The following is a 26,711-nucleotide window of genomic DNA, read 5'->3' on the forward strand; positions in this document are numbered from 1 at the left end:
AAGGAAGGGACCTGACTCATGGGAGCCCAGCTCCGGGTCTACAAGCGTCGCATCCGATCCGTCACCGCGACCAAGAAGATCACCAAGGCGATGGAGATGATCGCCGCCTCGCGCGTCGTCAAGGCGCAGCGCAAGGTGGCGGCCTCCACGCCGTACGCGACCGAGCTCACCCGCGCGGTCACGGCGGTCGGCACCGGCTCGAACACGAAGCACCCGCTGACCACGCAGGCCGAGACGGTCGTGCGGTCCGCGGTGCTGCTCCTCACGAGCGACCGCGGTCTCGCCGGCGCCTTCAACTCCAACGCCATCAAGGCCGCGGAGCAGCTGACGGCACGCCTCGAGGCCGAGGGCAAGCAGGTCGACACGTACATCGTCGGCCGGCGTGGTCTCGCGCACTACAACTTCCGTGAGCGCAAGGTCGCCCAGTCGTGGTCGGGCTTCACGGACGAGCCGACGTACGCGGACGCCAAGAAGGTCGCGGGTCCGCTGATCGAGGCCATCGAGAAGGACACGGCGGACGGCGGCGTGGACGAACTCCACATCGTCTTCACCGAGTTCGTCTCGATGATGACGCAGACGGCGCTCGACGACCGTCTGCTGCCGCTCAGCCTCGACGAGGTCGCGAAGGAGGCGGCGCCGAAGGGCGAGATCCTTCCGCTGTACGACTTCGAGCCCTCGGCGGAGGACGTCCTCGACGCCCTGCTGCCGCGCTACGTGGAGAGCCGCGTCTACAACGCTCTCCTCCAGTCGGCAGCCTCGAAGCACGCCGCCACGCGGCGCGCGATGAAGTCGGCGACCGACAACGCGGGCGAGCTCATCGAGACGCTCTCCCGGCTTGCCAACGCGGCCCGCCAGGCCGAAATCACCCAGGAAATCAGCGAGATCGTCGGTGGCTCCGCAGCCCTGGCCGACGCGACCGCGGGGAGTGACAGGTAATGACGACGACAGTTGAGACGGCCGTTGCCACGGGCCGCGTCGCCCGGGTCATCGGCCCGGTCGTCGACGTGGAATTCCCCGTCGACGCCATGCCGGAGATCTACAACGCCCTTCACGTCGAGGTGGCCGACCCGGCCCTCGCCGGCGAGAAGAAGACGCTGACCCTGGAGGTCGCCCAGCACCTGGGTGACGGCCTGGTCCGCACGATCTCGATGCAGCCCACCGACGGTCTGGTCCGCCAGGCCCCGGTCACCGACACCGGCACGGGCATCACCGTCCCGGTCGGGGACTTCACCAAGGGCAAGGTGTTCAACACCCTCGGTGAGGTGCTGAACGTCGACGAGAGCTACGAGGGCGAGCGCTGGTCCATCCACCGCAAGGCCCCGAACTTCGACGAGCTCGAGTCGAAGACCGAGATGTTCGAGACCGGCGTCAAGGTCATCGACCTTCTCACCCCGTACGTCAAGGGTGGAAAGATCGGTCTGTTCGGCGGCGCCGGCGTCGGTAAGACGGTGCTCATCCAGGAGATGATCTACCGCGTCGCCAACAACCACGACGGTGTCTCCGTGTTCGCCGGTGTCGGCGAGCGCACCCGTGAGGGCAACGACCTCATCGAGGAGATGGCCGACTCGGGCGTCATCGACAAGACCGCGCTGGTCTTCGGCCAGATGGACGAGCCCCCGGGCACCCGTCTGCGCGTGGCCCTGGCCGGTCTGACCATGGCGGAGTACTTCCGCGATGTGCAGAAGCAGGACGTGCTGTTCTTCATCGACAACATCTTCCGCTTCACCCAGGCCGGTTCCGAGGTCTCGACCCTGCTCGGCCGTATGCCCTCCGCGGTGGGCTACCAGCCGAACCTGGCCGACGAGATGGGTCTCCTCCAGGAGCGCATCACCTCGACCCGTGGTCACTCGATCACCTCGATGCAGGCGATCTACGTCCCCGCGGACGACCTGACCGACCCGGCCCCGGCCACCACCTTCGCCCACCTCGACGCGACGACGGTGCTCTCCCGTCCGATCTCGGAGAAGGGCATCTACCCGGCCGTGGACCCGCTGGACTCCACGTCCCGGATCCTGGACCCCCGCTACATCGCGGCGGACCACTACAACACCGCGATGCGCGTCAAGACGGTCCTGCAGAAGTACAAGGACCTTCAGGACATCATCGCGATCCTCGGCATCGACGAGCTGGGCGAGGAGGACAAGCTCACCGTCCACCGCGCCCGTCGCGTGGAGCGCTTCCTGTCCCAGAACACCCACGTCGCCAAGCAGTTCACCGGCGTCGACGGGTCGGACGTGCCGCTGGACGAGTCGATCACCGCGTTCAACGCGATCATCGACGGCGACTACGACCACTTCCCGGAGCAGGCGTTCTTCCTCTGCGGTGGCATCGACGACCTGAAGGCCAACGCCAAGGAGCTGGGCGTCTCCTGAACTCCCTGAGTTCGCAGTGAGCCCTGCGGCTCACGTCTGAGGGGGCGGGCGCGTCCCGCCCCCTCACGCACGCCCATTAGACTTGTAACCAACACCCGGCAGAATCCGCCGGGTGGTGACCCGAGGAGCCACCTTGGCTGCTGAGCTGCACGTCGCGCTGGTCGCGGCCGACCGAGAGGTCTGGTCCGGCGAGGCCACCCTGGTCGTCGCGCGCACCACGTCCGGCGACATCGGCGTCATGCCCGGTCACCAGCCGCTGCTCGGTGTGCTGGAGTCGGGCCCGGTGACGATCCGCACGAGTGACGGTGGAACGGTCGTCGCCGCTGTGCACGGCGGTTTCATCTCGTTCGCGGACAACAAGCTGTCGCTGCTCGCCGAGATCGCCGAACTGTCGGACGAGATCGACGTCCAGCGCGTCGAGCGTGAACTCGAGCGCGCGAAGGCGGAGGGCGATGCCGCCGCCGAGCGTCGCGCGGACGTACGACTGCGTGCGGCGGCTTCGCGCTGAGCCAGCGTGTAACCGCATGACGTCACTCAGCCGCGGTCGGCACCGGAGCAATCCGGTGCCGACCGCGGCTGTGGCAGATATGGATGATTTTTCCGTTCCGTTACCTATTTCGGTACCTAGGAGACGAGGAGGTCGGTGTCGATGGTCCTCGCTCTGACTGTGTGCGGAATCGTCGTGGCCCTGGTGGCGCTGGGGTTGTTCGTCTTCGGTCTGCGCCGCAGACTCATCCAGCGCTCCGGCGGCACCTTCGACTGTTCCCTGCGCTGGGACGTCTCCGAGAAACCGGACACGAGCGGCAAGGGCTGGAGCTACGGCGTCGCCCGCTACAACGGCGACCGCATCGAGTGGTACCGGGTCTTCTCCTACGCCTACCGTCCGCGCCGGGTGCTGGAGCGCGGCTCGATCGAGGTGGCCGGCCGCCGGCTCCCCGAGGGCGAGGAGGAGCTGGCGTTGCTGTCCGACGCGGTGATCCTCGTCTGTCTGCACCGGGGCACCCGCCTGGAGCTGGCGATGAGCGAGGACGCGCTGACGGGGTTCCTGGCGTGGCTCGAGGCGGCCCCGCCCGGACAGCGGGTGAACGTGGCGTAGGCCCGTTCACCCGCTGGATCATCCGTGTTCTCCCGTGACGGTCGTCACAGTCCGCTGTTGATGGCGCTCACCAGCTCGCCGTTCGCGGTGTCGCCGCTGAACTCCCAGAAGAACGCGCCGCCGAGGCCCTGGCTCTTGGCCCAGGCCATCTTCCCGGCGATGGTGGCCGGGGTGTCGTAGGACCACCAGTTGCCGCCGCACTTGGCGTACGCGGTGCCGGCGACGGTTCCGGTCGGCGGACAGGACGTCTTGAGGACCTTGTAGTCCTCGATGCCCTGCTCGTAGGTGCCGGCCGCCGGGCCCGTGGCCGTGCCGCCCGGGGCGTCCTGGGTGACGCCGGTCCAGCCGCGGCCGTAGAAGCCGATGCCGATGAGCAGCTTGCTCGCGGGCACGCCCTTCGCCTTGAACTTGGCCATCGCGTCGGCCGTCGTGAACCCGGCCGTGGGGATGCCGCTGTACGAGGTGAGCGGCGAGTGCGGGGCGGTCGGGCCCTGGGCCGCCCAGGCGCCGAAGAAGTCGTACGTCATCACGTTGTACCAGTTGACGTACTGCGCGGCGCCGGCGTAGTCGGCGGCGTCGATCTTGCCTCCGGAGGTGCCGTCGGCGGTGGTCGCCGCGGTGACCAGGTTGCCCGTGCCGAACTTGGCGCGCAGGGCCTGCATCAGGTTCTTGTAGGCCGCGGCTCCGCTGGTGTCGCAGGACAGGCCGCAGGCGTTCGGGTACTCCCAGTCGATGTCGATGCCGTCGAAGACGTCGGCCCAGCGGGGGTCCTCGACCAGGTTGTAGCAGGACTGGGCGAACGCGGCCGGGTTGGCCGCGGCCTGGGCGAACCCGCCGGACCAGGTCCAGCCGCCGAACGACCACAGCACCTTGATGTGCGGGTACTTGGCCTTCAGCTGACGCAGCTGGTTGAAGTTGCCGCGCAGCGGCTGGTCCCAGGTGTCGGCGACGCCGCTGACCGACTGGTCGGCGGTGAAGGCCTTGTCGTAGTCGGCGTAGGAGTCGCCGATCGCGCACTGGCCGTTCGTGACGTTGCCGAAGGCGTAGTTGATGTGCGTGATCTTCGCGGCCGAGCCCGACGTCACCAGGTTCTTGACGTTGTAGTTGCGGCCGTAGATGCCCCACTCGGTGAAGTAGCCGAGCTTGACCTTGTCGCCGGTGGTCGGGGGAGTGGTGCCGCCGCCGGTGGTGCGCACGGCGACCGCGCCCCCGGCCGGACCGGTCTGGTCGGCGGTGTCACGGGCCCGGACGGCGTAGGAGTAGTCGGTGCCCGCGGTCAGACCGGTGTCGGTGTACGAGGTCGTCGTCACCGTGGCGACCTTGGCGCCGTCGCGCAGGACGTCGTAGTTCTTGACGCCCTTGTCGTCGGTGGCGGCCGACCAGGTCAGCTTCACCGAGGTGTCGGTGACGGAGGACGCGGTCGGGGTGCCCGGCGCGGAGGGTGCGGCGTCACCCGGGACGGTCGTGCCGTCGCAACTGCCGCCGTTGAGCTTGCAGTTGGCGGGGGAGCCGGCGCCCGCTCCGTTGAAGCCGAAGGAGACGGAGGCGCCGGGGGCGAGAGAGCCGTTCCACGACTTGTTCTTGGCGGTCCAGTGCAGGCCGGCGGAGGTGACGTCGGCGTCCCAGGCGGAGGTGACGGACGTGCCGGAGGGGAAGTCCCACTCGACCGTCCAGGAGCTGATGGCGGTGGTGCCGGTGTTCTTCACCGTCCACCTGCCCTCGAAGCCGGTGCCCCAGTCGGAGGCCTTGGTGTAGGTGGCGGTGGCGGTCGTGGCGGCCTGGGCGGGGCCCGCCAGGCCGACCAGCCCGGCCAGGGGGAGCAACAGTGTCGCGAACCCTGCCGCGGCTCTGTGTCTGAAGCGCATCTCGCGCCTCCTCGGGGGGAGTCGGGGGGCGTGACTGAGCCTTCACGCCCACGGTGCCGCGAGAATAGAAAGGTCTGGACCACGGGTCAATAGGTCTGGACCAATCGGATGGGTCGTGCCTCCGGATTCACTCCACGCCCAACTCCTGTGCCAGGACCGCCGCTTGGACGCGACTGCGCAGCCCCAGCTTGCCCAGCAGTCGGCTGACGTGCGTCTTCACCGTCGCCTCCGCCATGTCGAGGCGCTCGGCGATCCCCGCGTTGGACAGCCCCCGCCCCAGACAGGCCAGCACCTCGCGCTCACGCCGGGTCAGCGGGTCGAGCGCGGCCGGATCGGCCGCGGGAGTACGGACCGGACGCGCGGCGAACTCGGCGATCAGACGTCGTGTCACGGCCGGGGCGATCAGACCGTCCCCGGCGGCCACGGTGCGCACCGCGGCCAGCAGATCCCGCGCCTCCGTGTTCTTGAGCAGAAATCCGGCCGCACCGGCCCGCAACGCACCGAACACGTAGGCGTCGAGGTCGAAGGTGGTCAGCACCAGCACGTCGGCCAGCCCCTCCGCGACGATCCTCCGGGTCGCCGACACCCCGTCCAGCCGGGGCATCTGAACGTCCATCAGCACCAGGTCCGGACGCAGCTCCCGGGCCAGCGCCACCGCCTGCTCCCCGTCCGCGGCCTCACCGACGACCTCGATGTCGGACGCGCTGCGCAGGATGAGGACGAGTCCGGCGCGGACGGCGGACTGGTCGTCGGCGACCAGGACACGGACGGCGGAATTCACAGGGACTCTCCTTGCTCATGCGGGCTCTCCCCCGGCGAGGGGCAGCACGGCGTGCACGGTCCAGCGCGAGCCCTGCGGCCCGGCGGCGAACGTGCCGCCGAGCAGCGCGGCCCGCTCCCGCATCCCGACGAGTCCGGCCCCGGAGCCGGGGGCGCGGGGCCCGTCCCGGCGGCCGAACGGACTGCCGACCCGCAGGTCGAGTGCGCCGTCGCGCTGCACGAGGCCGACGGTGACCCGGCCGGGGCACGCGTGCTTCAGCGCATTGGTCAGCGACTCCTGGACGATGCGGTAGGCGGCGAGTCCGACGGGGGTGGGGACTTCGCCGTGGTCGGCGTCGAGGGTGACGTCGAGGCCGTTGGCGCGGGCGCCGTCGACCAGGGAACGCAGGCCTTCGAGGGTGGGGGCGACGGCCGGCTCGCAGTCCCCGCCGTCGTCGCGCAGGATCCCGATCAGCCGCCGCATCTCCGCCAGCCCCTCGACGCTGTTCTCGCGGATGACGGACAGCGCCTGCCGGGACGTGTCCGGGTCGTCGATGGAGAGCGCGGCCGTCGAGTGGATGGCGATCGCCGACAGATGGTTGGCGACCATGTCGTGCAACTCCCGCGCCATGCGAGCCCGCTCGGCCGTGACCGCCTGCGCCCGGTCCGCCTCGGCGAGCAGCGCGGTCTGCTCGGCCCGCAGCCGCGCGGCCTCGGCGGCGTCACGATGGTCGCGCACGATCCAGCCGGTGGCGGCGGGCCCGTACGCGACGACGCCCACGACCACGCCGATCAGCAGCGCCTCCGGCACCCGCCACACCGCGAACGGCACCAGCGTCCCCACCACCGTGAGCAGCCCGGTGATCCACTGGATACGGCGGGCGGAGGCGAGCGGACCGTACAGGACGGCCGCGTACATGACGTCGGTGAACATCAGGACGGTGGACAGGTTGCCCTGGGTCACCAGATCCGCGCAGACCGCGGCCGTGGCCGTGAGCAGGGCCGCGCGCGGGGCCGTGCGGCGCATCAGCTCGCAGCCCGCCGTCACCAGCAGCGGCGGCAGGACGGCCCAGGGGCCGTCGAACAGTGTGATCGGGTCGCTGGACGGCCGGGTGCCCAGGCCGGCGACGACGAGCAGCAGTCCGCCGAGCAGTCCGCCGGCCGCGATGCGGACGTCGAACCGGTGCGGGCGGGGCGATCGGCGTACGGGCATGCCCTCCATCCAACACGCCCCGCGACCCGTGCGCCTGCTCCTCGCGAACGGTCCCGAACTGCATCTTTCGATGTACCGGCGGTTCGTCGTCGACGACGACGCGGGCGGGCACGGGCGCAGGGAGGCTGGGACGGCGAACGAGAGGAGCGGACCGTGATCGTCACGCTGATCATCGCCTGCGAGGTGGCCTTCTGGGTGCTGCTGGCCGCCGGGCTGGCCTTCCGGTACGTGTTCCGGATGCCGCGGCTGGGCCTCGCCCTGCTGCTGTGCGAGCCGCTGCTGGAGGTCGTGCTGTTCGCGGTGACCGCGACCGACCTCAAGAACGGCGCCGAGCCGGACTGGCGGCACGGCCTCGCCGCCGTCTACATCGGCTTCACCGTCGGCCTCGGCCACTCCACGATCAAGTGGGCCGACGCCCGTGTCGCCCACCGCTTCGCGGGCGGCCCGCCGCCGGTGGGACCGCCGAAGTACGGCACGGCCCGCGCCGTACACGAATGGAAGGTCGCGGGCCGCTGGACCCTCGCCGCCCTGGTCGCCGCCGCCCTGCTCGAGGCGGCCGTACGGTACGTCGGCGCCGACGGGGAGACCGGCTCGCTGCGGGCATGGCAGCAGCGGATGGTGTTCGTCGTCGGCGTCAACGTCGTCATCGCCGCGAGCTACACCCTCTTCCCGAAGCGGGAACCGAAGGGCGGCCCGAAGCGGGAACCGGCCAAGATGGACTAGCGCTCCCCGCCCGGCACCCACAGCACGTCCCCGGTCGCCTTGTTGGCGGTGCGGGCGAGGATGAACAACAGGTCCGACAGCCGGTTGAGGTAGGTCGCGGTGAGCGGGTTCATCCGCTCGCCGTGCGCCTCCAGGGCGGCCCATGTGGAGCGCTCGGCACGCCGGACCACCGTGCACGCCTGATGCAGCAGGGCCGCGCCCGGGGCGCCACCGGGCAGGATGAACGACCGCAGCTTCTCCAACTGCGCGTTGAAGCGGTCGCAGTCCGCCTCCAGCCGGTCGATGTAGAACTGCTCGACCCTCAGGGGCGGGAACTCGGGGTTCTCCGTGACCGGCGTCGACAGGTCGGCGCCCACGTCGAACAGGTCGTTCTGGACGCGGACGAGGACCTCGGCGACCTCCTCGTCCAGGCCGCCGAGCGCGATCGCCGTGCCGATCGCCGCGTTCGCCTCGTTGGCGTCCGCGTACGCGGCGATCCTGAGGTCGGTCTTGGCGACCCGGCTCATGTCGCCGAGGTTCGTGGTGCCCTGGTCGCCGGTCCTGGTGTAGATGCGCGTCAGATTGACCATGCCGCCAATCTAGACCGTCCCCGGGCATCCGCTCCGTTCCCTTCGTCACGGTCCGCGGACGGCCGGACCGGCGGCCCCCGGCCGGGCGCCGACGCCTGCTCAGGACGGGTCCAATCGGCGTGAATCGGACAGGATTTGACGACGTGACCGGCGTCTCACGCCGTGAGACGTGAGACGCGTTACTAAGCGGTCACGCAGCGCCTCACGACCGCTAATCTCCGGCCGAGAGGCAGACGGACAGGCGACCGGGGCGGCTGCGCCGGATGGTTGACGCCGGTGACATCGGACGCGTGAGCGGGCAGGGCTGTACAGGCACCGGAACCGCACAGGTCCCAGGAGCCTCACCCTTGCGGGTGAATTGGGTATCGGTTCGCTCACAGACGGCAACCTCTGACCGCTTCGCGCAGTCAGAGCATGCAACACCGGACACCACACCGCGGAGCACGAGACGCACGCTTAGGGGAGCGCTATGCACATCAAGGGCGACCACGTCGAGCTGGTCGTCGGGGGCCGCCTCGACGTCCGCAGCGCGGCGGACGCCCGTACGGCCCTGCACACGGCAGTCGACGACGGAGTCGGCGACCTGGTGCTCGACCTGTCCGGACTCGACTCGTGGGACGCCACCGGACTCGGCGTCATCATGGGCGTCCACCGAAGGGCCGGCCGCTGCGGCCGGCGCCTGGTGCTGCGCGGCGTGCCGCCGCAGATGCAACGCCTGCTGGTGGCCACCCGCCTGCACCGGATCCTCGCGATCGAGGGCGGCATCGGCGTGGAGTCCCTGCCCCGCGTGTGACGCACAGGGCGTGTGGCCTGCGGTGGGAACCGTGTGACAGGGCACGCGCGACGGGCGCAATCCTCACGAGACTGTGACGCATCGGGCGGCCGGGCACCCCGGGCTGTCGTAGATACTGTGCGAAGGTTTACGGTTCGTCTGCCCGCCGCCCGCAGCCCTCGAGCGGGCACCGGACCAGAAGCGACAGCCCAGTGTGCGGCCAGGCCGGGAGGGGCTACCGCCACACGACGCTTTTGGGGGGCTTGACCCATGGACCCGAACACCCGGGGACCCGAGGAGCACGGCCACGACGAGGGAGAGGCCTCCCGGTCCAGCGCCTTCGACTCCGGGCCCGGCCAGACGTCGCGCCCGCGCCCGTCCAGGGACCCCCTCACGCCCGACTTCGGCCAGCCCGCGCCGGCCCTGGCCCGTACGGTGCGCCTGGTCGCCGGCGACCACCTGCTCACCGTCAACCCCGTCGACGGCAGCGAGATCGAGCTGCGGCCGCCTGGGGGAGAGCGGGCCGAGCGGCCCGCGAGGCGCACGCCCGAGCGGCGCGCCGAGGCCGAGCGCGCCGCCCGGCCGGCCGCTCCCGCTGGGAACGCCCCGCCCGTGCGGCCGCTCCTCGGCCGTCAGGACGAACGCGAACAGCTGGTCCGGCTCCTCGCCCGCGGCCGCTCCGTCCGTCTCACCGGCGCGCCCGGCTCCGGCCGCACCAGCCTTCTCGACCTGGTCGCCGAGGACTGCGAGGACCTCGCCCCCGACGGTGTCGTCCGCCTCAGCGGCCGTCTGCGCACCGCCGCCGACCTGCTGCGCGATCTCTTCCACGCCGTCTACGACGCCCCGCAGCACCACCCCGACGAGGACGAGCTGCGCGAGCTGGTCCGCGAGATCGGCGCGGTCGTGGTGGTCGACGACCTCGAACTCGGCGGCGCCGCCCTCGACGACCTGCTGGACGCGACGCCCGAATGCGCCTTCCTGCTCGGCGCGACCCCGGACACCCCGCCGCCCACCGCGGACTCCGCCGTCGAGGAGGTCGTCCTCAGCGGTCTCGACCGGGCGGGCGGCGTCGAGGTCATCGAGCGCGCCGTCGCCCGGGTCCTCACCGAGGAGGAGGCCAACTGGGCGGGCGACCTCTGGTTCGAGTCCGAGGGCCTGCCGCTGCGGTTCGTGCAGGCCGGCGCCCTGCTCGCGCAGCGCGACCGGCTGCGGGCCAGCGCCGACGCGGTCGACGCGTTCGGCGTCTTCGAGGACGCCCGGACTCTCCCCACCCCCGTCGACGCCGTCGCCGGGGCGGGGGAGGCCGAGGAGATATCCCTGCCCTCCCTCGGCGAGGCCGCCGCGCCCGCCCCGCTGCTCGCCGCCCGCCTCAGCGCCTCCGCCCGCGCCGCCCTGCGGTTCGCCGTCGCCCTCGACGGCGAGGTCCCGCACCAGGCCCATCTGCCCGCCCTGGTGGGCGACACCCACGCCGACGCGGCGCTCGGCGAGCTGGCGGGCTGCGGGCTCGTCTCCCCGGTGGGCAACCGCTACCGGCTCGCCGCGGGCGTCCAGGCCCAGCTCGAGGCCGCCGGTTACGCCGACGACGTCACGACCCGCGCCCACGCCGCCGCCCAGCACTACGCCTGGTGGACGGGGCACCCCTCGGTCACCCCGGAACGGGTCTGCGCGGAGGCCGACGCCGTCCTCGCCGCCCTCGCGGCGGTGGTCCCGGACACGACCCGGCCCGAGGAGGGCGAGGAGCCCACCGCCGTCCGGCTCGCCCGCACGGCGGCGCCCGCGTTCGCCGCGGGGCTGCACTGGAGCGCCTGGTCGAGCGCTCTGCACGAAGGCGCGGAGGCCGCCCGGCTCGCGGCGCAGTCCGCGGACCGCGCCTACTTCCACCACGAGCTGGGCGTCCTCGCGCTGTGCACCGGGGACCTGGACCGGGCCCGCTCCGAGCTGGAGGCGTCGCTCGCCCTGCGCGGCACGATCGCCGACAAACGCGGCACCGTCGCCGGCCGCCGCGCCCTCGCGCTGGTCGCCGACCGCACCGGCGACGTGCCCGGGCTGCCCGTCGCGTCGTCCGCCGACGAGGCGCCCGACCCCGCCCGCCACGAGGAGCAGGCGTCCCCGCCCCGCGGCGTCGTCCAGGCGGCGCTCCCGAGCTTCCCGCCGGAGGCCGAGACCCTCGTGGCCCGCCGCGAACCGCCCGCGGGGCCGATCCGGCACAGTCGCGGCGGCCTGCGGAGCCTGGCCAGACGCAACCTGGTCGGGGTCGGCGCCGGCGCGCTGCTCATCGCCGTGCTGGGCACGGTGGTCACGCTCGGCGCGACCTCCCACAAGGACGCCGACGATCCCTCCGACCGGGTCGGCGTCAACCCGTCCGCCTCCGTCGGCGTCGACGACGGCGAGGTCGGCGCGGACACCCCGGGCGACGACGGCTCCGCCGACACGGGCGAGCCGACCGGCAGGCCGACGGACCCGGGCCCGGACGGGACCATGGGCACCTCCGACGACCCGACGCCCACGGGGTCGGCGGGACCGTCGGCGTCGGCGAGCGGTTCGCAGGACCCCGGGGACGGGAAGCCGTCCGGCACGCCCAAGCCGAGCGGCAGGCCGTCGTCCAGCCCGACCCGGTCCGGGCCGGCTTCGCCCTCGGCGTCGGCGTCCCCCAGCGGCGGCACCGGCTCGCCGTCGCCGTCGCAGTCAGACCCCGGCACGCCCACGGGCACCCCCAGCGGCGGCACGTCGACCTCGGGCGGCAACTCCATGTCCTCCGCGCCCGTCGGCAGCACGATGAGCTCCTCCTCCGGGCTCTCCGGTCCCTCCGGCTCGGCGGCGACCTCGCCGGACGTGATCTGAGCCGAAGGGCCACCGGCCCCGGGCACACGACAGGGCCGGGTTCCTCATCGGGAACCCGGCCCTGGTCGCCGTACGGATCTCGTACGGAGGCCGTACGGACGCCGGACGGGCGTCGTACCGGATGTCAGAACAGTCGCAGCTTGTCGTCCTCGATGCCGCGCATGGCGTTGTAGTCGAGGACCGTGCAGCCGATGCCGCGGTCCGTGGCGAGGACGCGGGCCTGGGGCTTGATCTCCTGGGCGGCGAACACGCCGCGGACCGGGGCGAGATGCGGGTCGCGGTTCAACAGCTCGAGGTAGCGGGTGAGTTGCTCGACGCCGTCGATCTCACCGCGTCGCTTGATCTCCACCGCGACGGTCTGCCCGTCCGCGTCCCGGCACAGGATGTCGACGGGACCGATGGCCGTCATGTACTCGCGGCGGATGAGGGTGTAGCCCTCGCCGAGGGTCTCGATGCGGTCCGCGAGCAGTTCCTGCAGGTGCGCTTCCACGCCGTCCTTGATCAGGCCGGGATCGACGCCCAGTTCGTGCGACGAGTCGTGGAGGATCTCCTCCATCGTGATGATGAGCTTCTCACCGCCCTTGTTGACGACGGTCCAGACGCCCGCGACACCGTCGGAGTCCCCCGCGTCCTCCTTCAGCGTGCAGGGCGGCGACATCCAGTTGAGGGGCTTGTACGCCCGGTCGTCCGCGTGGATGGAGACGCTGCCGTCCGCCTTCACCAGGATCAGACGGGGGGCGGAGGGGAGGTGGGCGGTGAGCCGGCCGGCGTAGTCGACGGAGCACCGGGCGATGACGAGACGCATGGTCGGCAACGCTATCCGACGCCCCGCGGTGCCCGCGATCCGCCCGCCCCGTCTCCGGGCCACGCACGCACCGGGCGACCCTTGGGCCCCGCCCCTTTTGATCAGGAAAGCCGCTGTTCGACCGTGGCCGATTGTGTGCCCAACAGGGGTTCCCTATGTGCTCATTCTCCTGGTGCGGTCACCGTCCGTTGCCTACCGTAGTGAACGGGAGGTCGCGATGCGTGTACTCAGCGTGTGCGGTATTTCGGCATGGCGGACTCCCTTTCCCTGTCCGTCAACCCTCGTCCTTCTCGGGGGTGCGAGAGGAGTACCCATGTCGCTCGACGTCTCACCGGCCCTACTCGATCAGGCCGAGCGAGGCGAGGTCGACGAAGCAGAATTCGTCGACTGCGTCCGGACCTCCCTGCCCTACGCATGGGAGATGGTCAGCTCCCTGGTGGCCCAGCTGAAGGTGGACGGCGGAGACTTCGCCGACAACCAGACGCCCCCGCCGGACGAGCAGGCACGCGGGCAGCTGCTGCGCGCGCTCGCGAGTGACGCCATACGCGGCGCGCTGCAGCGGCACTTCGGCGTGCGGCTCGCCTTCCAGAACTGCCACCGGGTGGCGGTGTTCCCGTTGGACTCGGCTGTCGACGAGAAGCTCGACCGCTTCACCTCGATCCGCAGCCAGGTGCTCAACCAGTCCCCGGAGTTCCGGGACTGCTGACGGCAAGACGATGTCGCTTGCCGCTCCTGACGCGGGAGGTCTCCGGCGCCACGGGAGCATCACGGGAGCGGCAGGCTCCGCGGCCGGCTGGGCCGCTCACCGGAGGTGGGGGAGCACCTCCGAGCCCAGCCGCCGTACGTTGTCCTCGGTGGCCGCCAGGTCGCCGGAGCCCTCGACGAGCAGGGCGAAGCGCGAGATGCCCGTCCGCTCGCTGGTGGCCGCGAGGCGGTCGGCGCAGAGCCTCGGGGTGCCCACCGGGTGCAGCCCGCAGAGCAGTTCGGTGTACGCCACCGGGTCCCGCATGGAGCGGGGCCGTCCGTCCACCGTGACATGGGCGTCGAGTCCCTGCTTCAGCCAGCCCGGCATGGCCTTCACCAGGGTCTCCACCGCGTCCGTGCGCCGGTCCGCGATCTGGCAGACGCCCGCCGAGACATGCGCCGCGCCGCGGATCTCGTCCTCCGGGCGCCCCGCCGCACGGGCCGATCGCCGCCACTGGGCGACCATCTCGGCCTTCTCCTCGTCCCCGACGTGCATGCCGAGCAGCATCGGCAGGCCGCGTTCGGCGGCCAGCCGCACGCTCGCCGGGGAGGTGCAGGCGACGACGACCTCCGGCCCCGTCGCCTCCGTCAGGGCCTCCGACGGCCGGGGCACGACGGGGACTTCACGGAACCGGAAGCGCTCGCCGTCGGCCCCCACCGAGGGTTCACGCAGCCAGCGCACCAGCAGATCGAGTGATTCCGGGAACCCCTTCTCGTACGCCTCCAGGCCGGAGCCGAACACCTCGAGGTCGACCCACGGCCCGCCGCGGCCCACGCCCAGGGAGAACCGGCCGCCGCTGGTCACGTGCAGCAGCGCGGCCTGCTCGCCGAGCGTCACGGGATGGACGGTGGGCAGTACGCTGACCGCCGTGCCCACCCGGATGCGGCGGGTGCGGCCCAGCAGCAGAGCGGCGAGCGTGACGGCCGACGGGCATGTGCCGTACGGCACGAAGTGGTGCTCGGCCAGCCAGACCGAGTCGAGCCCCGCCTCCTCGGCGACCTCGGCCGAGCGGACCGCGCGGTGCAGGGCCTCGCCCTGACCCTGGCCCGGGAACTGGGCCCCCAACACAAAACTTCCAACGCGCATGGACTTTCCTGCTTCCTTGGCTCCGACACGGAGCTCCCCCACCCGGCATAACCGTCCGACACGTGCCGAGGACACGGCCTGGCGGAGAGATTTGCGGATTGTCTGCCGAATGCGGGGTCCGGGAAGGGGGCTGCGGGACCGTCGCCCCACGGGTGCCCGGGCTCGCGCCGCGTACGCTGGAGAACGGCCCTGCCCCCTGTATAGCCCCGTGAGGTGTCCTGTGTCCCCGCGTCGCAACCGACCCAAGGATGAGGGCTCGTCGGGCCGGAGCGCCGAGGACGACCGCGCGAGCCGCTACGGCGGATGGGAGTCGGCGCAGGACTGGCACGGCGAGCAGTGGAGCGTACGGCACGTGGCCGGGGCGAGCGCCCAGGGCAAGACGTACCGGTGCCCCGGCTGCGACCAGTTGATCCCCGGCGGCGTCCCGCACGTGGTGGCCTGGCCGGACCACGCGGGCGTCGACGACCGGCGCCACTGGCACAAGGCGTGCTGGAACGCACGGGACCGCCGCACCCCGGGGATGCAGCGGTCCCGTAACGCACCCAGGTTCTGAACCCGGGTCCTTCCCGTGCCTGGAGACGCGGCGTTCTACGCGGCGCGCTACACGTCCCGCTTCTCCAGCAGCGCGAAGGCCGCGCCGAGCACGACGGCGGCCATGCCCAGCGCGATCCACAGCGGGTCCCAGCCGCTCGGCCCGCTGTCGCTGAGCGAAGCCGCGTAGAAGACGCCGAGCTGACTGGGGATCGAGTACTCGAAGAGGGCCTGGCGCAGGTCCTCCAACGAGGACGAGAACATGAAGATCGCGATGACCAGCGGGGCCAGCAGCAGACCGATCATGATGGTGATGGCGCCCGCCGAGTGCCGGATGATCGAGCCGACGGCCAGCGAGACCAGACCGAGCAGGGCCATGTAGAGGGACACGCCCACGGTGGCCTTCAGCCACTCCTCGCCGCTCGGCGAGCGGGCCCCGGACAGCATCGCCACGTGCGCCATCGCCACGAGGCCCGTGGACACGAGCGTCACCGTGAAGGCGACGACGAAGAACACGATCGCCTTCGCCGCGAGGACCCTGCCGCGCGAGGGGCAGGCCACCATGGTGGTGCGGATCATGCCGGTGCCGTACTCGGAGGCGGTGGTCAGCACGCCGAGCGTGATGACGCACATGCTGCCCAGAAGCAGTCCGAAGAAGCCGAACGACAGCGCGGTGTTGCCCGCGAGATCCTGCTCGGTGGCGTTCGAGGCGACGATCGCACCGGCCAGCAGCCCGATGCCGATCACGAGCAGCACGTACACGCCGAGAGTCCACATCGTGGAGCGCACCGACCGGATCTTGGTCCACTCCGAGGCGATGGCGTGCCCGAGGTGCGTGCGTACCACCGGGATGGGCGAGGTGTAGACGGCGCCGGCCGCGGTGTACGAGGCGCCGGGCGCCGGCTGCCAGGCGGGTGCGGCCTGCGGCGACGGGTGCTGCGGGGTGCTCATCGGGCGTCCTCGGACTCGGTCGGGGCGTCGGGGGCGGAGGCGGGCGCGGGCGCCGGCGCGGCTGCGGGCGCCGGAGCCGCGGCCGGAGCGGCGGGCGCCGCGGCCGGAGCGGACGGCGTGGCGGGCGCGGGCGCCGGCGGACCGGTCGGGGCCTCTGCGGCCGGGGCCTGTGCGGGCGGCTGCGCATACGGGTTGGCGACGCTCGGGCCGGGGCCGGGAGCCGCGCCGGGCGCTCCCGGAGCGCCGTACGCCCCGTAGGGGGCCGCCAGAGGCGCCGGGGCCGGCTGGCCGGGCGCGTAGCCCGCTTGCGGGGGCGGCGGGGCGTACCAGCCCGGCTGGCCCTGTCCCGGCACCGGCATCGGCGGCTGCGCGCCGGGCGGCAGCTGCTGCTGGAGGCCGGCCTTCTGGTCGATGGTCGACCGGTAGTCCACGGCGCCCTGCGTCATCCGCATGTACGCCTCCTCCAGGGAGGCCTGGTGCGGGGACAGCTCCCACAGCCGGACGTCGCTTTCGTAAGCGACGTCGCTGATCCGGGGCAACGGCAGCCCCGTCACCCGCAGCGCCCCGTCCTGCTCGGGCAGGACGTGGCCGCCCGCCTCGGTGAGCGCCGAGGCCAGCTTCTCCCGCAGCTGCGGTTCGGTGTGCGGGGTGCGCACACGCGCGAAGTCGGCGGAATTGGCCGAGATGAAGTCCTTCACGCTCATGTCGGAGAGCAGCTGGCCGCGCCCGATGACGATCAGGTGATCGGCCGTCAGCGCCATCTCGCTCATCAGATGGGACGAGACGAACACCGTGCGGCCCTCGGCGGCCAGCGCCTTCATCAGGTTGCGCACCCAGAGGATGCCCTCGGGGTCGAGGCCGTTGACCGGCTCGTCGAAGAGCAGCACCTGGGGGTCGCCGAGCAGGGCGGCCGCGATGCCCAGCCGCTGGCCCATGCCCAGGGAGAAGCCCTTGGACCGCTTGCGGGCCACGTCCTGGAGGCCGACCACGCCGAGCACCTCGTCGACCCGCCGGGCCGGGATGCCGGACAGCTGGGCCAGGCTCAGCAGATGGTTGCGGGCGTGCCGGCCGCCGTGCACCGCCTTGGCGTCCAGCAGGGCGCCCACCTGGCGGGCGGCGTTGGGCAGCCGGCGGTACGGGTAGCCGCCGATCGTCACCGAGCCGGCCGTCGGGTTGTCCAGTCCCAGGATCATGCGCATGGTCGTGGACTTGCCCGAGCCGTTCGGTCCGAGGAAGCCCGTGACCGCGCCAGGACGGACCTGGAAGGAAAGGTTGTACACAGCGGTCTTGTCGCCGTAGCGCTTGGTCAGGCCGACTGCTTCGATCATGCTCCGCACCCATCGAAAGGATCAGGACAGCAGGGCATACGCCCCCGTAAGGGTTAGGAGACTATCGGGGCGCTGACGGTTCCGCTCAAATGAAAGCAAAGCCCAGAGCGTTATGCGTCGCGTTTCTTCAGCAGGAGAAAGCCGCCGGCGAGCGCCGCCAGGGTCCACAGTGCCATGATCGCCAGCCCGCCCCAGGGCCCGTACGGGGTGTCGTCGCCGATCCGTGTGACCACCTGCATCACCCTGCTGCCCGCCTGGTCGGGCAGATACCGGCCGATCTTCTTCGTGGCGGAGACGTTGCCCAGGATGTTGGAGATCAGGAAGAAGAACGGCATCAGGATGCCGAGCGACAGCATCGGCGAGCGCAGCATCGTGGCCACGCCCATCGAGAAGACGGCGATGAGCGTCATGTACAGACCGCCGCCGATCACCGCCCGCAGGACCCCGCTGTCCTCGAGCGACGCCCGGTGGGAGCCCAGCATGGCCTGCCCCAGGAAGAAGGTGACGAAGCTGGTCACCATCCCCACGGCCAGCGACAGCCCGGCGGCCACCGCGATCTTGCTGAACAGGAAGGTGCCGCGCTGCGGAACCGCGGCCAGCGAGGTGCGGATCATGCCCGTGCTGTACTCGTTCGACACCACCAGCACGCCGAACACGATCATCGCGAGCTGACCCAGGGTCATCCCCGCGAAGCTGACGAAGGTGGGGTCGAAGGAGAGCCGGTCGCCTCGGCTCATGTTGTCGAACTCGTGGTTCGACAGCGCCGAGATCAGCACGCCGAGGGCGACGGTGACCACCACGGCGAGGGAGAGTGTCCACACCGTGGACGCAACCGACCGGATCTTGGTCCATTCGGACCGGATGACCTGGGTCGCCGCCATCGTCAGCTCCTCGTCCAGTCGTCGCCCCACTGCTGCCGCGCTACGGCGGGCGCACCCGCCGGCACGTCCAGGGGCATGTCCATCGGCACGTCCGTGTGCGCGTGGTACTCCACCGACTCAGCGGTGAGCTGCATGAAGGCCTCCTCCAGGGAGGCCCGCTGGGGGCTCAGCTCATGCAGCACGATCTGGTGCCGCGCCGCCAGCTCGCCGATGTGCTCGGGCTTTCCGTCGTCGACCTCCAGCACCCCGCCGCCGGTCTCGACGACCGTCGTCCCGGCGTCGTGCAGCACATCGAGCAGCCGCTCCCGCTGCGGGGTGCGGACACGGACGTAACTGCGCGAGTTCTGCGCGATGAAGTCGGCCATGGAGGTGTCGGCGAGCAGCCGGCCCTGCCCGATGACGACGAGATGGTCCGCGGTGAGCGCCATCTCGCTCATCAGGTGGGAGGAGACGAACACCGTCCGCCCCTGCGAGGCCAGCGATTTCATCAGGGTGCGGATCCAGTGGATGCCCTCGGGGTCGAGGCCGTTGACCGGCTCGTCGAACATCAGGATCCCGGGGTCCCCGAGCAGCGCGCCCGCGATGCCCAGCCGCTGGCCCATGCCGAGCGAGAACCCCTTGGCCTTCTTCCGCGCCACGGACGTGAGACCGACCGTGTCCAGCACCTCGTGCACCCGGCTCCGCGGGATGCCGTTGCTCTGCGCGAGACACAGCAGATGGTTGAAGGCGCTGCGCCCGCCGTGCATGGCCTTGGCGTCCAGCAGGGCGCCGATGCGGGTGAGGGGGTCCTTGAGCCGGTCGTAGTGCTGCCCGTCGATGCGGACGTCCCCCGCGGTCGGCCGGTCGAGACCGAGCATCATCCGCATGGTGGTGGACTTCCCCGCGCCGTTGGGACCGAGGAAGCCCGTGACGATGCCCGGTCTGACGGTGAAACTGAGGTTGTTCACCGCCACCGTGTCGCCGTACCGCTTGGTCAGTCCCGACAGCTCGATCATGCGGCCACGCTAAAGCGCGGCAAAGCCCCCTGCCACCTGAAGCGGCAGAGGGCTCGACCGGTGTTCCGACGTCCGTTCCCCGTACCTCCGGACGTTACCGGGACTGCTGTGCCGGGACCCCGCGCGAGATCGGCTCGTCGTCCGTGGAGGGCGCACCGGCCGCGGCCACGGCCGCGCCGGTCAGCGTGGCGAGCATCTCGCGGACGTTCGTCAGCTGGGCGTTGATGCTGTCGCGGCGGTTGGTGAGCGCCGCCAGCTCGCGCTCGGACTCGGAACGGATCCGGTCCGCCTTGGCGTTCGCGTCGGCCACGATGTCCTCGGCCTGGCGCTGCGCCGTCTCGACGGTCTGACGGGCACGACGCTCGGCGTCGGTCCGCAGCTTCTCCGCCTCCAGACGCAGCTGCTCCGCGCGGTGCTCGATCTCCGCGAGACGCTTCTCCGCCTTCTGCTGACGGGACGCCAGGTCGCGCTCCGACTGCTCGCGGCGCTTGGCCAGGTTGGTCTCGAAGTCGGCGGCGGCCTGCGCGGCCTTCGCGCGGGTCTCCTCGAAGAGGGCGTCCGCCTCCTCACGCTTCGACTGCGCGTCCTTCTGCGCCTCGGAACGCAGCTGCGACGCGTCGCTCTTGGCCTTCTCGACGATCCGGACGCCCTCGTCCTCCGCCTTGGCCTTGCGCTCCGCAGCGAACGATTCCGCGTCGTTGCGCACCTGCTGGGCGGCCGACTCGGCGAGCTCCCGGTGCTGCTCGGCCGCGCGACGGGCCTCCTCGCGCAGGTCCTTGGCCTCTTCCTCGGCGAGGCGGAGGATCTTCTCGACACGCGCGCCGAGACCGGCGTACGACGGCTCCGCGTCGCTTACCTGGGCCTGGGCGTTCTGCGTCTCGAGGTGGAGCTCCTCGATGCGCTTTTCCAGAGCAGTGATACGAGCCAGAGCGCTGTCACGGTCGGAGACGAGCTTCGAGATGCGTTCGTCCACCTGAGCGCGGTCGTACCCACGCCGCACAAGCTCGAAGCCGTAGGGGGAAGTGTCGCTCATGGGGTTCCTGTCGAATGAGACCGGTGAGGTGATAGGTGGAATCCTAGGGGCCTGAGCGGTGTGTCATCGAGCGTATGCGTGTTTGATCTGGAGAATGACACCCCTTTTGGGTGGCTGAGCGGCACAGCCCTTGCCAAAGGTCCGGTCAAACGCGCCAGACTTTAACCCAATCCACACATTCCGCTAGCCGTCCGAGGGCTTCCCACCCGATCGGGGAGCGCCGATGGCGGCGCCCGCCTTGACGCCCCCGTCCTTGCTCCCGGCCGGCGCCTCGAAGGACTCCAGTGCCTCCAGCACGTCCTGGACCCGGGAGATCTCGGCGTTGATGTCCTCACGCCGGCGCACCAGGACCTCCAGCTCCCGCTTGCCCTCCTCGACGGTGCGCCGCGCCTCGCGGATCGCCTCGGCCTTGAGCTCCTCGGCCTCCCGCACCAGCGCCGACTTCTTCTGCTCGGCCTCCTTGAGGAGCCCTTCCGCCTTCTTCACGGCGGCGATGCGCACCTTGCCGGCCTCGGAGTTGGCGTCCGACACCAGCTCCCTCGCCTTGGCCTGCGCCTTCGCGAGCTGCTCCTCGGCCGCCTTGATGAGCGCGTCACAGCGGTCGCCGGTCGACTTCATCGTCTCGGCGGCCTCGCGGCGGGCCCGCTCGTGCAGCGCCTCGATCTCGCTGGTGATGCGGTCGCGCAGCTCCTCGGCCCGCTCCCTTATGGCCGTCGCGTCGCGCCGGGCGCCGATGAGCAGCTCGTCCGCGTCCGTACGGGCCTTCTCCACCCGGGAGTTGCCCTCCACCGTCGCCTCGGAGACCAGCCGGTCGGCCTCGCTGCGGGCCGCGCCGACCATCGAGTCGGCCTGCGCCTCCGCGTCCGCGGTGGTCTTCTGCGCCTGCGTCTGCGCCTCGGCGAGCAGCTTGTCCGCCTCGGCCGCGGTCTCCGTGATGAGGGTGTCGACCTGCTCGGCCGCCTCGGAGCGCCGCTTGTTGGCCTCCTTGCGGGCCTCGTCCAGCGTCGAGTCGGCCTCCTCGCGGGCCACGCTCATCAGACGGTCGGCCTCCGCGGCCGCCTCCGTCCTGACGCGCTCCGCCTCGGCCCGAACCCGCTCGGCGTGCTGCTGCGCGGACCCCACGGTCTCGGCGGCCTCGGCGCGCAGCCGCTCCGCGTCCCCCGACGCGTCCGAGATCAGCTTCTCCGCCTTGGCGACCGACTCGGCGCGCAGCCGCTCGGCCTCCGCGATGGTCTCCGTCTGCAGCCGCTCGGCCTCGGCGATGGTCTCCGTCTGGAGCCGCTCCGCCTCGTTGCGGGCCTCGGTGATGAGGGTGTCGGCCTGCGTCGCCGCGTCCGAGCGGATGCGGTTGGCGTCGTCGCGGGCGTCGGCGCGGGTGCGCGACGCGTCCTGCTCGGCCTGGGCGATGGTGTCCGACGACTCGGTGCGCACCCGCTGGGCGTGCGCGGACGCCTCCGAGCGCAGCCGTTCCGCCTCCGTGATGGCCTCGCCGACGGTCTGCTCGGCCAGCGCCTGCGCCGCCTGCGCCGCCTCGCTCGCCTCCCGCCGGACCCGGCTCGCGTCCTCGGCGGCCCGCTCCCGCTCGGCGTAGGCGTCGCCGCGGACCCGGTCCGCCTCCTCCTCGGCCTCGCGCCGGACCCGGTCCGCCGCGTGCTCGGCGGCCGAGCGCAGCCCGGTGATCTCCTCCTGCGCCTGCTCGTGCAGCCCGGCCACGGAGTCGCGCACCTGCTGCGCGTGCTGCTCGGCCGCCGACACCATCTCGGTGGCCCGCCGGTCCGCCTCCTCGACCAGCCGGACGGCCTCGGTCTGCGCCTCCTCCACGCGCTTGCGCGCCGAGGCCAGCAGCTCCTCGCTCTGCTCGCGGGCCCGCTCGCGCTCCTGGCCGGCCTCCTGGCGGGCGGAGCCGAGCAACTCCTCGGCCTCGCGCCGACGCCGGACGGCCTCCTCCTGGGCGGCGGCCAGCGTCTCGGACGCCTCGTCGGCCAGCCGCTCGGCCGCGGCCTGCGCCTCCGCGCGGACCCGGTCGGCGGTGTCCTGGGCCTCGGTCTTGAGCCGTTCGGCCTCGGCGGCGGCGTCGGAACGCAGCCGGACGGCGACGGCCTCGCCCTCGGCGCGCGAGGCGGACGCGTCGGCGGCGGCCTCGTTGCGCAGCCGCTCGGCCTCCGCGTCGGCCTGCTGCTGAAGGCCACGGATCCGCTCGGCGGCCTCGGAGCGCAGCCGCTCGGTCTCCTCGACGGCCTCGCGGCGGATCCGCGCGGCCTCCTCACGGGCGTCGGTGAGGGCCTGCTCGGCGGAGGCCAGCCGGCTCTCCGTCTCCGTCTGCAGCCGGGACAGCTCCTCGGCCGCCTCCGTCCGCCGGGCCTCTATGGCGCGCTCGGTCTCCTCGCGCAGCTCGCGCGCGGCCCGCTCGGCGTTCGAGGTGATGGTCTCGGCGAGCTCCACCGCCTCCTCGCGGGAGCGCTCGGCCTCCGCGCGGGTGCGCTCCAGCGTCTCGGCGGCCTGCCGGCGCAGCGCCGTGGCGCGCTCGATGGCCTCGGTGCGCACCTTCTCACTGTCCGCGGTGGCCTTCTGCCGCAGCTCGTCCGCGTCGGCCTTCGCCTTGGACAGCAGCTCCTCGGCGGTCCTGGCCGCCTCCTCGATCTGCTGGACGGCCTCCTTGCGGGCCTCCGCGCGGATCTTCTCGCCCTCGGCGACGGCGTCGGCGCGCAGCTGCTCGGCCTCGCCGCGCAGACGACGGGCCTCCTCCTGCAGTTCGACCGTCTTGGCGCGGTACTCCTTGGTGTCGTCCTTCGCCGAGCCCTTGAGCTGCTCGGCGATGTCGTGCGCCTCGGCGCGCAGCCGGTCCGCCTCGCTCTCCGCCTCGCGGCGGATCCGCTCAGCCTCCTCGGCGGCGGCCCTGGTGGTGCGCTGGGCGTCCTCCTGGGCCTTGACGAGGACGTCCTCGGCGGTCTTCGCCGCCTTCGACAGCTGGGTCGCGCTTTCCTCGGCGGTGAGCGTGCGGGCCTTCTCGGAGGCCTCCGCGACGATCTTCTCGGCCTCGGCGCGGGCGTCGGCGACGAGCTGCTCGGCGTCCGCCTTGGTGGTCTCGGCCTCCTTGGTGGCCTCGCTGACCAGCCGGGCGACCTGCTCCTTCGCGGTGCGGGTGCGCTGCTCGTTGGCCGACTCGGCGCCCGCGAGCGTCTTCGACGCGGCTTCCTTGGCCTCGGCGAGCACCTTGTCGGCCTCGGCCTGCGCCTTGCGCAGCGCCTCCTCGGCCTCGGACATGCGCTGCTCGGCGGCGCGGCTGAGCTCGCCGGCCTGGCGGCGGGCGGCGTCGGACTCGGTGACGGTGGAGGTGCGCAGCTGTTCCGCGTGGTCGCTGGCCTCCTGGGCCTGCGTGGACGCGGCGTTCAGCAGCCGCTCGGCGTCGGTGCGGGCCCGCAGCAGCAGCTGCTCGGCCTCGGCGCGGGCCGACTCGGCGTCGGCCTGGAGCCGCTGCCGGGCCTCCGTCGCCACCCGTTCGGCCTCGGCGCGGGCGGCCGTCAGGGCCTGCTCGGCCTCGGCCCGCGACTCGTCGAGCAGCCGGCGGGCCTGCGCCTCGGTGCGGGCGCGCAGCTGTTCGGCCCACGCCACGTTCTCGTTGACGTGAGACTCGACGTTCTGCCGGCGCTCGGCCAGTTCCTGGTCGAGCTGCTGGCGACGGGTGACGGCCTCCTGGTGGAGCTCCGCCTGGAGGCGGGCCGCCTGCTCGGCGTGCTCCTGGAGGATCCGCTGGGTCTGCGCCCGGGCCTGGCTCAGCTCCCGCTCGGCGTCCTGCCGCAGCTGGTCGGCCTGCATCTGCGCGTTGCGCAGCAACTGCTCGGCCTGGTAGCCGAGGTCGCCGCCGTCGAAGGCGGGCCGGGACATGATGGTGCGCCGCGCCTCGTGCAACTTGGCGCGCAGCACCTCGACCTGGTAGCCGAGGTCCTCGGCATGCTGGATCGCCTTTTCCCGCTCGGTCTTCAGCCGCTTCATCTCGGCTTCGAACCGAGTCAGGTGGTCGACGTCAGCCGCCGGCTCCCGCTCCTGGCTCTCATAGCCCCGCACTGCGCGGTCCCATCCGTCCCTGGTCGCAAGCTTCCCGAACGAGCTCCGTCCATCCGCCGGACGGGGCCCCCGGGGAATGGTGTCAGATCAACGACGGAGCATGGGCTGCTGCCCCGACGCTCGTCCCCCGAAACCCGGACCCCGGCTGCGTCCCGCCGCTCACGGCAGGACCGGGTCGCCCCGGTGTGAGCGGCGACCGAGCCCAACCCTACCGGCCCATATGTACGGGGGTCAGTGCTCAGGTGACTCAACAGGGGCCGATGTGACCAGTTCTGTCAGCACTCCGTGGCAATCCTTCGGGTGCAGGAAGGTGATTCGTGACCCCATGGAGCCGCGTCGGGGCTCTTCGTACAGAACGCGTACGCCCTTGGAGCGGATGTCCGCGGCCTCGCCGTCGACATCCGACGTACCGAAAGCGATGTGGTGGACACCCTCGCCGTTCTTGTCCAGCCACTTGGCGACGGTCGAGTCGGGGCGGGTCGGCTCCAGAAGCTGCAGGTAGGAGGCGCCGCCGTCGGAGGTTTCGTTGATCTTGAGCATGGCCTCGCGCACGCCCTGCTCCTCGTTGACCTCGGAGTGGAACACCTCGAAGCCGTATGTGGAACGGTAGAACTCGACGGTCGCGTCGAGGTCGTGGCAGGCGATCCCGATGTGGTCGATTCGCGTCAGCATGGTGCTAGTGCAGCGCGGTCGAGGTGGTTACGCAACGTGCGCGCGATCACACTGACGGCCCGATGACGGCACGGAGTGCCACTCAGTACATTCGAAGTAAACCCTCGTTCACTCCTCGGCCTGTGCGGGCCGGTAAGGGGAATCGCAGCTCATGACTGACTCGACTGGCTCCAACGGCACGACCTCGGTGATCGTCGCGGGCGCGCGTACGCCCATGGGACGACTGCTGGGCTCCCTCAAGTCCTTCTCCGGAGCCGATCTCGGCGGCTTCGCGATCAAGGCCGCCCTCGACCGCGCGGGCATCGGCGGCGACCAGGTGCAGTACGTGATCATGGGCCAGGTGCTGCAGGCAGGCGCGGGCCAGATCCCGGCCCGCCAGGCCGCGGTCAAGGCCGGCATCCCGATGAACGTGCCGGCGCTCACGATCAACAAGGTGTGTCTCTCGGGTCTGGACGCGATCGCGCTCGCGGACCAGCTGATCCGCGCGGGCGAGTTCGACGTCGTCGTGGCCGGCGGCCAGGAGTCCATGACCAACGCCCCGCACCTGCTGCCGAAGTCCCGCGAGGGCTTCAAGTACGGGGCGATCGAGATGCTCGACGCGATGGCGCACGACGGTCTGACCGACGCCTTCGAGAACATCGCCATGGGCGAGTCCACCGAGAAGCACAACACCCGCCTCGGCATCGCCCGCGCGGAGCAGGACGAAATCGCCGCCCTGTCCCACCAGCGCGCGGCCGCCGCCCAGAAGAACGGCGTCTTCGAGGCGGAGATCACCCCGGTCGAGATCCCGCAGCGCAAGGGCGAGCCCGTCGTCTTCAGCAAGGACGAGGGCATCCGCGCCGAGACGACCGCGGAGTCCCTCGGCAGGCTCCGCCCGGCCTTCGCCAAGGACGGCACGATCACCGCGGGCTCGTCGTCGCAGATCTCCGACGGCGCGGCGGCCGTGGTCGTGATGAGCAAGGCCAAGGCGCAGGAGCTCGGCCTGGAGTGGATCGCGGAGATCGGCGCCCACGGCAACGTGGCCGGGCCGGACAACTCGCTGCAGTCCCAGCCCTCCAACGCCATCGCCCACGCCCTGAAGAAGGAGGGCCTGGAGGTCTCCGACCTCGACCTCGTCGAGATCAACGAGGCCTTCGCGGCCGTCGCGGTGCAGTCAATGAAGGACCTCGGCGTGTCCACGGAAAAGGTGAACGTCAACGGTGGCGCCATCGCCCTCGGCCACCCGATCGGCATGTCCGGCGCGCGGCTGGTGCTGCACCTGGCGCTGGAGCTCAAGCGGCGCGGCGGCGGCGTCGGCGCGGCGGCGCTGTGCGGCGGCGGCGGGCAGGGCGACGCGCTGATCGTGCGGGTGCCCAAGGCCTGAGTCGCGTCGCGCGACGTCACTCGCTGAACGCAACTGAACGGATCTG

General features: G+C 71.7%; 24 protein-coding genes. 11 read left to right on the forward strand and 13 right to left on the reverse strand.

The genetic code is table 11. The features are described 5' to 3' along the window. The first annotated feature begins 18 nt into the window (after positions 1 to 18). The 4 genes from ACH4ZA_RS03580 to ACH4ZA_RS03595 all read left to right on the forward strand — a co-directional run bounded on the left by ACH4ZA_RS03580 (position 19) and on the right by ACH4ZA_RS03595 (position 3,468). A complete protein-coding gene (locus ACH4ZA_RS03580; RefSeq protein WP_319281416.1) occupies positions 19 to 936 on the forward strand; it encodes a F0F1 ATP synthase subunit gamma in 918 nt (305 codons plus the stop codon). After that, positions 936 to 2,372, forward strand: coding sequence for a F0F1 ATP synthase subunit beta (gene atpD / locus ACH4ZA_RS03585; protein WP_319281417.1), 1,437 nt, complete (start codon positions 936 to 938; stop codon positions 2,370 to 2,372). Before ACH4ZA_RS03580 ends, atpD begins: the two co-directional genes overlap by 1 nt. Before the next feature lie 133 nt (positions 2,373 to 2,505). Next, on the forward strand, positions 2,506 to 2,880 hold the full coding sequence (locus ACH4ZA_RS03590) for a F0F1 ATP synthase subunit epsilon (RefSeq protein ID WP_057584029.1): 375 nt from the start codon (positions 2,506 to 2,508) through the stop codon (positions 2,878 to 2,880). A 141-nt stretch (positions 2,881 to 3,021) separates the two neighbouring features. Continuing rightward, positions 3,022 to 3,468, forward strand: coding sequence for a DUF2550 domain-containing protein (locus ACH4ZA_RS03595; protein ID WP_107441886.1), 447 nt, complete (start codon positions 3,022 to 3,024; stop codon positions 3,466 to 3,468). 44 nt (positions 3,469 to 3,512) lie between these two features. On the opposite strand, the gene ACH4ZA_RS03600 is transcribed toward ACH4ZA_RS03595, so the two are convergent. From ACH4ZA_RS03600 to ACH4ZA_RS03610, 3 genes are all read right to left on the reverse strand, one after another. Further along, positions 3,513 to 5,333: a glycosyl hydrolase family 18 protein gene (locus ACH4ZA_RS03600; protein WP_398427780.1), complete on the reverse strand. Its 1,821-nt coding sequence runs from the start codon at positions 5,331 to 5,333 to the stop codon at positions 3,513 to 3,515. A 127-nt stretch (positions 5,334 to 5,460) separates the two neighbouring features. After that, positions 5,461 to 6,114, reverse strand: coding sequence for a response regulator (locus ACH4ZA_RS03605; protein ID WP_398427782.1), 654 nt, complete (start codon positions 6,112 to 6,114; stop codon positions 5,461 to 5,463). Between the two features lie 15 nt (positions 6,115 to 6,129). Further along, positions 6,130 to 7,305, reverse strand: coding sequence for a sensor histidine kinase (locus ACH4ZA_RS03610; RefSeq protein WP_398427783.1), 1,176 nt, complete (start codon positions 7,303 to 7,305; stop codon positions 6,130 to 6,132). Between ACH4ZA_RS03610 and ACH4ZA_RS03615 the strand changes: the two genes are divergently transcribed. Together ACH4ZA_RS03615 and ACH4ZA_RS03620 are read left to right on the forward strand one after the other, a co-directional pair. Continuing rightward, positions 7,304 to 7,462, forward strand: coding sequence for a hypothetical protein (locus ACH4ZA_RS03615; RefSeq protein ID WP_319281422.1), 159 nt, complete (start codon positions 7,304 to 7,306; stop codon positions 7,460 to 7,462). The two genes, ACH4ZA_RS03610 and ACH4ZA_RS03615, sit on opposite strands and share 2 nt — an antisense overlap. Beyond that, on the forward strand, positions 7,459 to 8,028 hold the full coding sequence (locus ACH4ZA_RS03620) for a hypothetical protein (protein ID WP_319281423.1): 570 nt from the start codon (positions 7,459 to 7,461) through the stop codon (positions 8,026 to 8,028). Before ACH4ZA_RS03615 ends, ACH4ZA_RS03620 begins: the two co-directional genes overlap by 4 nt. Here ACH4ZA_RS03620 and ACH4ZA_RS03625 read toward each other — a convergent pair. After that, on the reverse strand, positions 8,025 to 8,597 hold the full coding sequence (locus ACH4ZA_RS03625) for a cob(I)yrinic acid a,c-diamide adenosyltransferase (RefSeq protein WP_319281424.1): 573 nt from the start codon (positions 8,595 to 8,597) through the stop codon (positions 8,025 to 8,027). The two genes, ACH4ZA_RS03620 and ACH4ZA_RS03625, sit on opposite strands and share 4 nt — an antisense overlap. A gap of 469 nt (positions 8,598 to 9,066) precedes the next feature. Here ACH4ZA_RS03625 and ACH4ZA_RS03630 point away from each other — a divergent pair, with 469 nt between their 5' ends. After that, entirely contained in the window at positions 9,067 to 9,390 is a 324-nt protein-coding gene (locus ACH4ZA_RS03630) for an STAS domain-containing protein (RefSeq protein ID WP_057584016.1), read from the forward strand. A 249-nt stretch (positions 9,391 to 9,639) separates the two neighbouring features. Then, a complete protein-coding gene (locus ACH4ZA_RS03635; protein WP_398427785.1) occupies positions 9,640 to 12,210 on the forward strand; it encodes an ATP-binding protein in 2,571 nt (856 codons plus the stop codon). A gap of 124 nt (positions 12,211 to 12,334) precedes the next feature. On the opposite strand, the gene nucS is transcribed toward ACH4ZA_RS03635, so the two are convergent. Then, on the reverse strand, positions 12,335 to 13,015 hold the full coding sequence (nucS, locus tag ACH4ZA_RS03640; RefSeq protein WP_319281426.1) for an endonuclease NucS: 681 nt from the start codon (positions 13,013 to 13,015) through the stop codon (positions 12,335 to 12,337). A 313-nt stretch (positions 13,016 to 13,328) separates the two neighbouring features. On the opposite strand from nucS, the gene ACH4ZA_RS03645 reads away from it, so the two are divergent. Beyond that, positions 13,329 to 13,721 carry an SCO5389 family protein gene (locus tag ACH4ZA_RS03645; protein ID WP_306949240.1) on the forward strand — a complete coding sequence of 131 codons (393 nt, stop codon included), beginning with the start codon at positions 13,329 to 13,331 and terminating at the stop codon, positions 13,719 to 13,721. Positions 13,722 to 13,817: 96 nt separating this feature from the next. On the opposite strand, the gene ACH4ZA_RS03650 is transcribed toward ACH4ZA_RS03645, so the two are convergent. Next, complete coding sequence (locus tag ACH4ZA_RS03650; protein WP_319281427.1) at positions 13,818 to 14,846, reverse strand: LLM class flavin-dependent oxidoreductase; 1,029 nt, start codon at positions 14,844 to 14,846, stop codon at positions 13,818 to 13,820. A gap of 220 nt (positions 14,847 to 15,066) precedes the next feature. On the opposite strand from ACH4ZA_RS03650, the gene ACH4ZA_RS03655 reads away from it, so the two are divergent. Next, positions 15,067 to 15,399 carry an ATP/GTP-binding protein gene (locus ACH4ZA_RS03655; protein ID WP_319281428.1) on the forward strand — a complete coding sequence of 111 codons (333 nt, stop codon included), beginning with the start codon at positions 15,067 to 15,069 and terminating at the stop codon, positions 15,397 to 15,399. Positions 15,400 to 15,446: 47 nt separating this feature from the next. Here the strand turns inward: ACH4ZA_RS03655 and ACH4ZA_RS03660 are convergent, their stop codons facing one another. The 7 genes from ACH4ZA_RS03660 to mce form a co-directional block, all read right to left on the reverse strand. Continuing rightward, positions 15,447 to 16,328 carry an ABC transporter permease subunit gene (locus ACH4ZA_RS03660; protein ID WP_319281429.1) on the reverse strand — a complete coding sequence of 294 codons (882 nt, stop codon included), beginning with the start codon at positions 16,326 to 16,328 and terminating at the stop codon, positions 15,447 to 15,449. Then, positions 16,325 to 17,656, reverse strand: coding sequence for an ABC transporter ATP-binding protein (locus tag ACH4ZA_RS03665; protein WP_398427787.1), 1,332 nt, complete (start codon positions 17,654 to 17,656; stop codon positions 16,325 to 16,327). Before ACH4ZA_RS03665 ends, ACH4ZA_RS03660 begins: the two co-directional genes overlap by 4 nt. A gap of 110 nt (positions 17,657 to 17,766) precedes the next feature. Beyond that, positions 17,767 to 18,537 carry an ABC transporter permease gene (locus ACH4ZA_RS03670; protein WP_319282267.1) on the reverse strand — a complete coding sequence of 257 codons (771 nt, stop codon included), beginning with the start codon at positions 18,535 to 18,537 and terminating at the stop codon, positions 17,767 to 17,769. Between the two features lie 2 nt (positions 18,538 to 18,539). Continuing rightward, complete coding sequence (locus ACH4ZA_RS03675; protein WP_319282262.1) at positions 18,540 to 19,532, reverse strand: ABC transporter ATP-binding protein; 993 nt, start codon at positions 19,530 to 19,532, stop codon at positions 18,540 to 18,542. 94 nt (positions 19,533 to 19,626) lie between these two features. Next, positions 19,627 to 20,565: a hypothetical protein gene (locus ACH4ZA_RS03680; RefSeq protein ID WP_057583994.1), complete on the reverse strand. Its 939-nt coding sequence runs from the start codon at positions 20,563 to 20,565 to the stop codon at positions 19,627 to 19,629. 183 nt (positions 20,566 to 20,748) lie between these two features. Then, positions 20,749 to 24,630, reverse strand: a complete 3,882-nt coding sequence (gene scy, locus ACH4ZA_RS03685; RefSeq protein WP_398427790.1) for a polarized growth protein Scy — start codon at positions 24,628 to 24,630, stop codon at positions 20,749 to 20,751. 231 nt (positions 24,631 to 24,861) lie between these two features. Beyond that, a complete protein-coding gene (mce, locus tag ACH4ZA_RS03690) occupies positions 24,862 to 25,302 on the reverse strand; it encodes a methylmalonyl-CoA epimerase (protein WP_398427792.1) in 441 nt (146 codons plus the stop codon). A gap of 151 nt (positions 25,303 to 25,453) precedes the next feature. On the opposite strand from mce, the gene ACH4ZA_RS03695 reads away from it, so the two are divergent. Further along, positions 25,454 to 26,665 (forward strand): acetyl-CoA C-acetyltransferase, encoded by a 1,212-nt coding sequence (locus tag ACH4ZA_RS03695; protein WP_319282253.1) that lies wholly within the window; start codon positions 25,454 to 25,456, stop codon positions 26,663 to 26,665. Positions 26,666 to 26,711 lie beyond the last annotated feature (46 nt).

Origin of the sequence: Streptomyces sp. NPDC020597, from assembly GCF_044335095.1 — a bacterium.
Classification (GTDB): domain Bacteria; phylum Actinomycetota; class Actinomycetes; order Streptomycetales; family Streptomycetaceae; genus Streptomyces.

Coding starts and splice junctions, on each gene's coding strand:
- ACH4ZA_RS03580 (WP_319281416.1), top strand. CDS start 19: ATGGGAGCCCAGCTCCGGGTCTACAAGCGTCGCATCCGATCCGTCACC.
- atpD (WP_319281417.1), top strand. CDS start 936: ATGACGACGACAGTTGAGACGGCCGTTGCCACGGGCCGCGTCGCCCGG.
- ACH4ZA_RS03595 (WP_107441886.1), top strand. CDS start 3,022: ATGGTCCTCGCTCTGACTGTGTGCGGAATCGTCGTGGCCCTGGTGGCG.
- ACH4ZA_RS03600 (WP_398427780.1), bottom strand. CDS start 5,333: ATGCGCTTCAGACACAGAGCCGCGGCAGGGTTCGCGACACTGTTGCTC.
- ACH4ZA_RS03615 (WP_319281422.1), top strand. CDS start 7,304: ATGCCCTCCATCCAACACGCCCCGCGACCCGTGCGCCTGCTCCTCGCG.
- ACH4ZA_RS03610 (WP_398427783.1), bottom strand. CDS start 7,305: ATGCCCGTACGCCGATCGCCCCGCCCGCACCGGTTCGACGTCCGCATC.
- ACH4ZA_RS03625 (WP_319281424.1), bottom strand. CDS start 8,597: ATGGTCAATCTGACGCGCATCTACACCAGGACCGGCGACCAGGGCACC.
- ACH4ZA_RS03630 (WP_057584016.1), top strand. CDS start 9,067: ATGCACATCAAGGGCGACCACGTCGAGCTGGTCGTCGGGGGCCGCCTC.
- ACH4ZA_RS03635 (WP_398427785.1), top strand. CDS start 9,640: ATGGACCCGAACACCCGGGGACCCGAGGAGCACGGCCACGACGAGGGA.
- nucS (WP_319281426.1), bottom strand. CDS start 13,015: ATGCGTCTCGTCATCGCCCGGTGCTCCGTCGACTACGCCGGCCGGCTC.
- ACH4ZA_RS03645 (WP_306949240.1), top strand. CDS start 13,329: ATGTCGCTCGACGTCTCACCGGCCCTACTCGATCAGGCCGAGCGAGGC.
- ACH4ZA_RS03650 (WP_319281427.1), bottom strand. CDS start 14,846: ATGCGCGTTGGAAGTTTTGTGTTGGGGGCCCAGTTCCCGGGCCAGGGT.
- ACH4ZA_RS03660 (WP_319281429.1), bottom strand. CDS start 16,328: ATGAGCACCCCGCAGCACCCGTCGCCGCAGGCCGCACCCGCCTGGCAG.
- ACH4ZA_RS03665 (WP_398427787.1), bottom strand. CDS start 17,656: ATGATCGAAGCAGTCGGCCTGACCAAGCGCTACGGCGACAAGACCGCT.
- ACH4ZA_RS03670 (WP_319282267.1), bottom strand. CDS start 18,537: ATGGCGGCGACCCAGGTCATCCGGTCCGAATGGACCAAGATCCGGTCG.
- ACH4ZA_RS03675 (WP_319282262.1), bottom strand. CDS start 19,532: ATGATCGAGCTGTCGGGACTGACCAAGCGGTACGGCGACACGGTGGCG.
- ACH4ZA_RS03680 (WP_057583994.1), bottom strand. CDS start 20,565: ATGAGCGACACTTCCCCCTACGGCTTCGAGCTTGTGCGGCGTGGGTAC.
- mce (WP_398427792.1), bottom strand. CDS start 25,302: ATGCTGACGCGAATCGACCACATCGGGATCGCCTGCCACGACCTCGAC.
- ACH4ZA_RS03695 (WP_319282253.1), top strand. CDS start 25,454: ATGACTGACTCGACTGGCTCCAACGGCACGACCTCGGTGATCGTCGCG.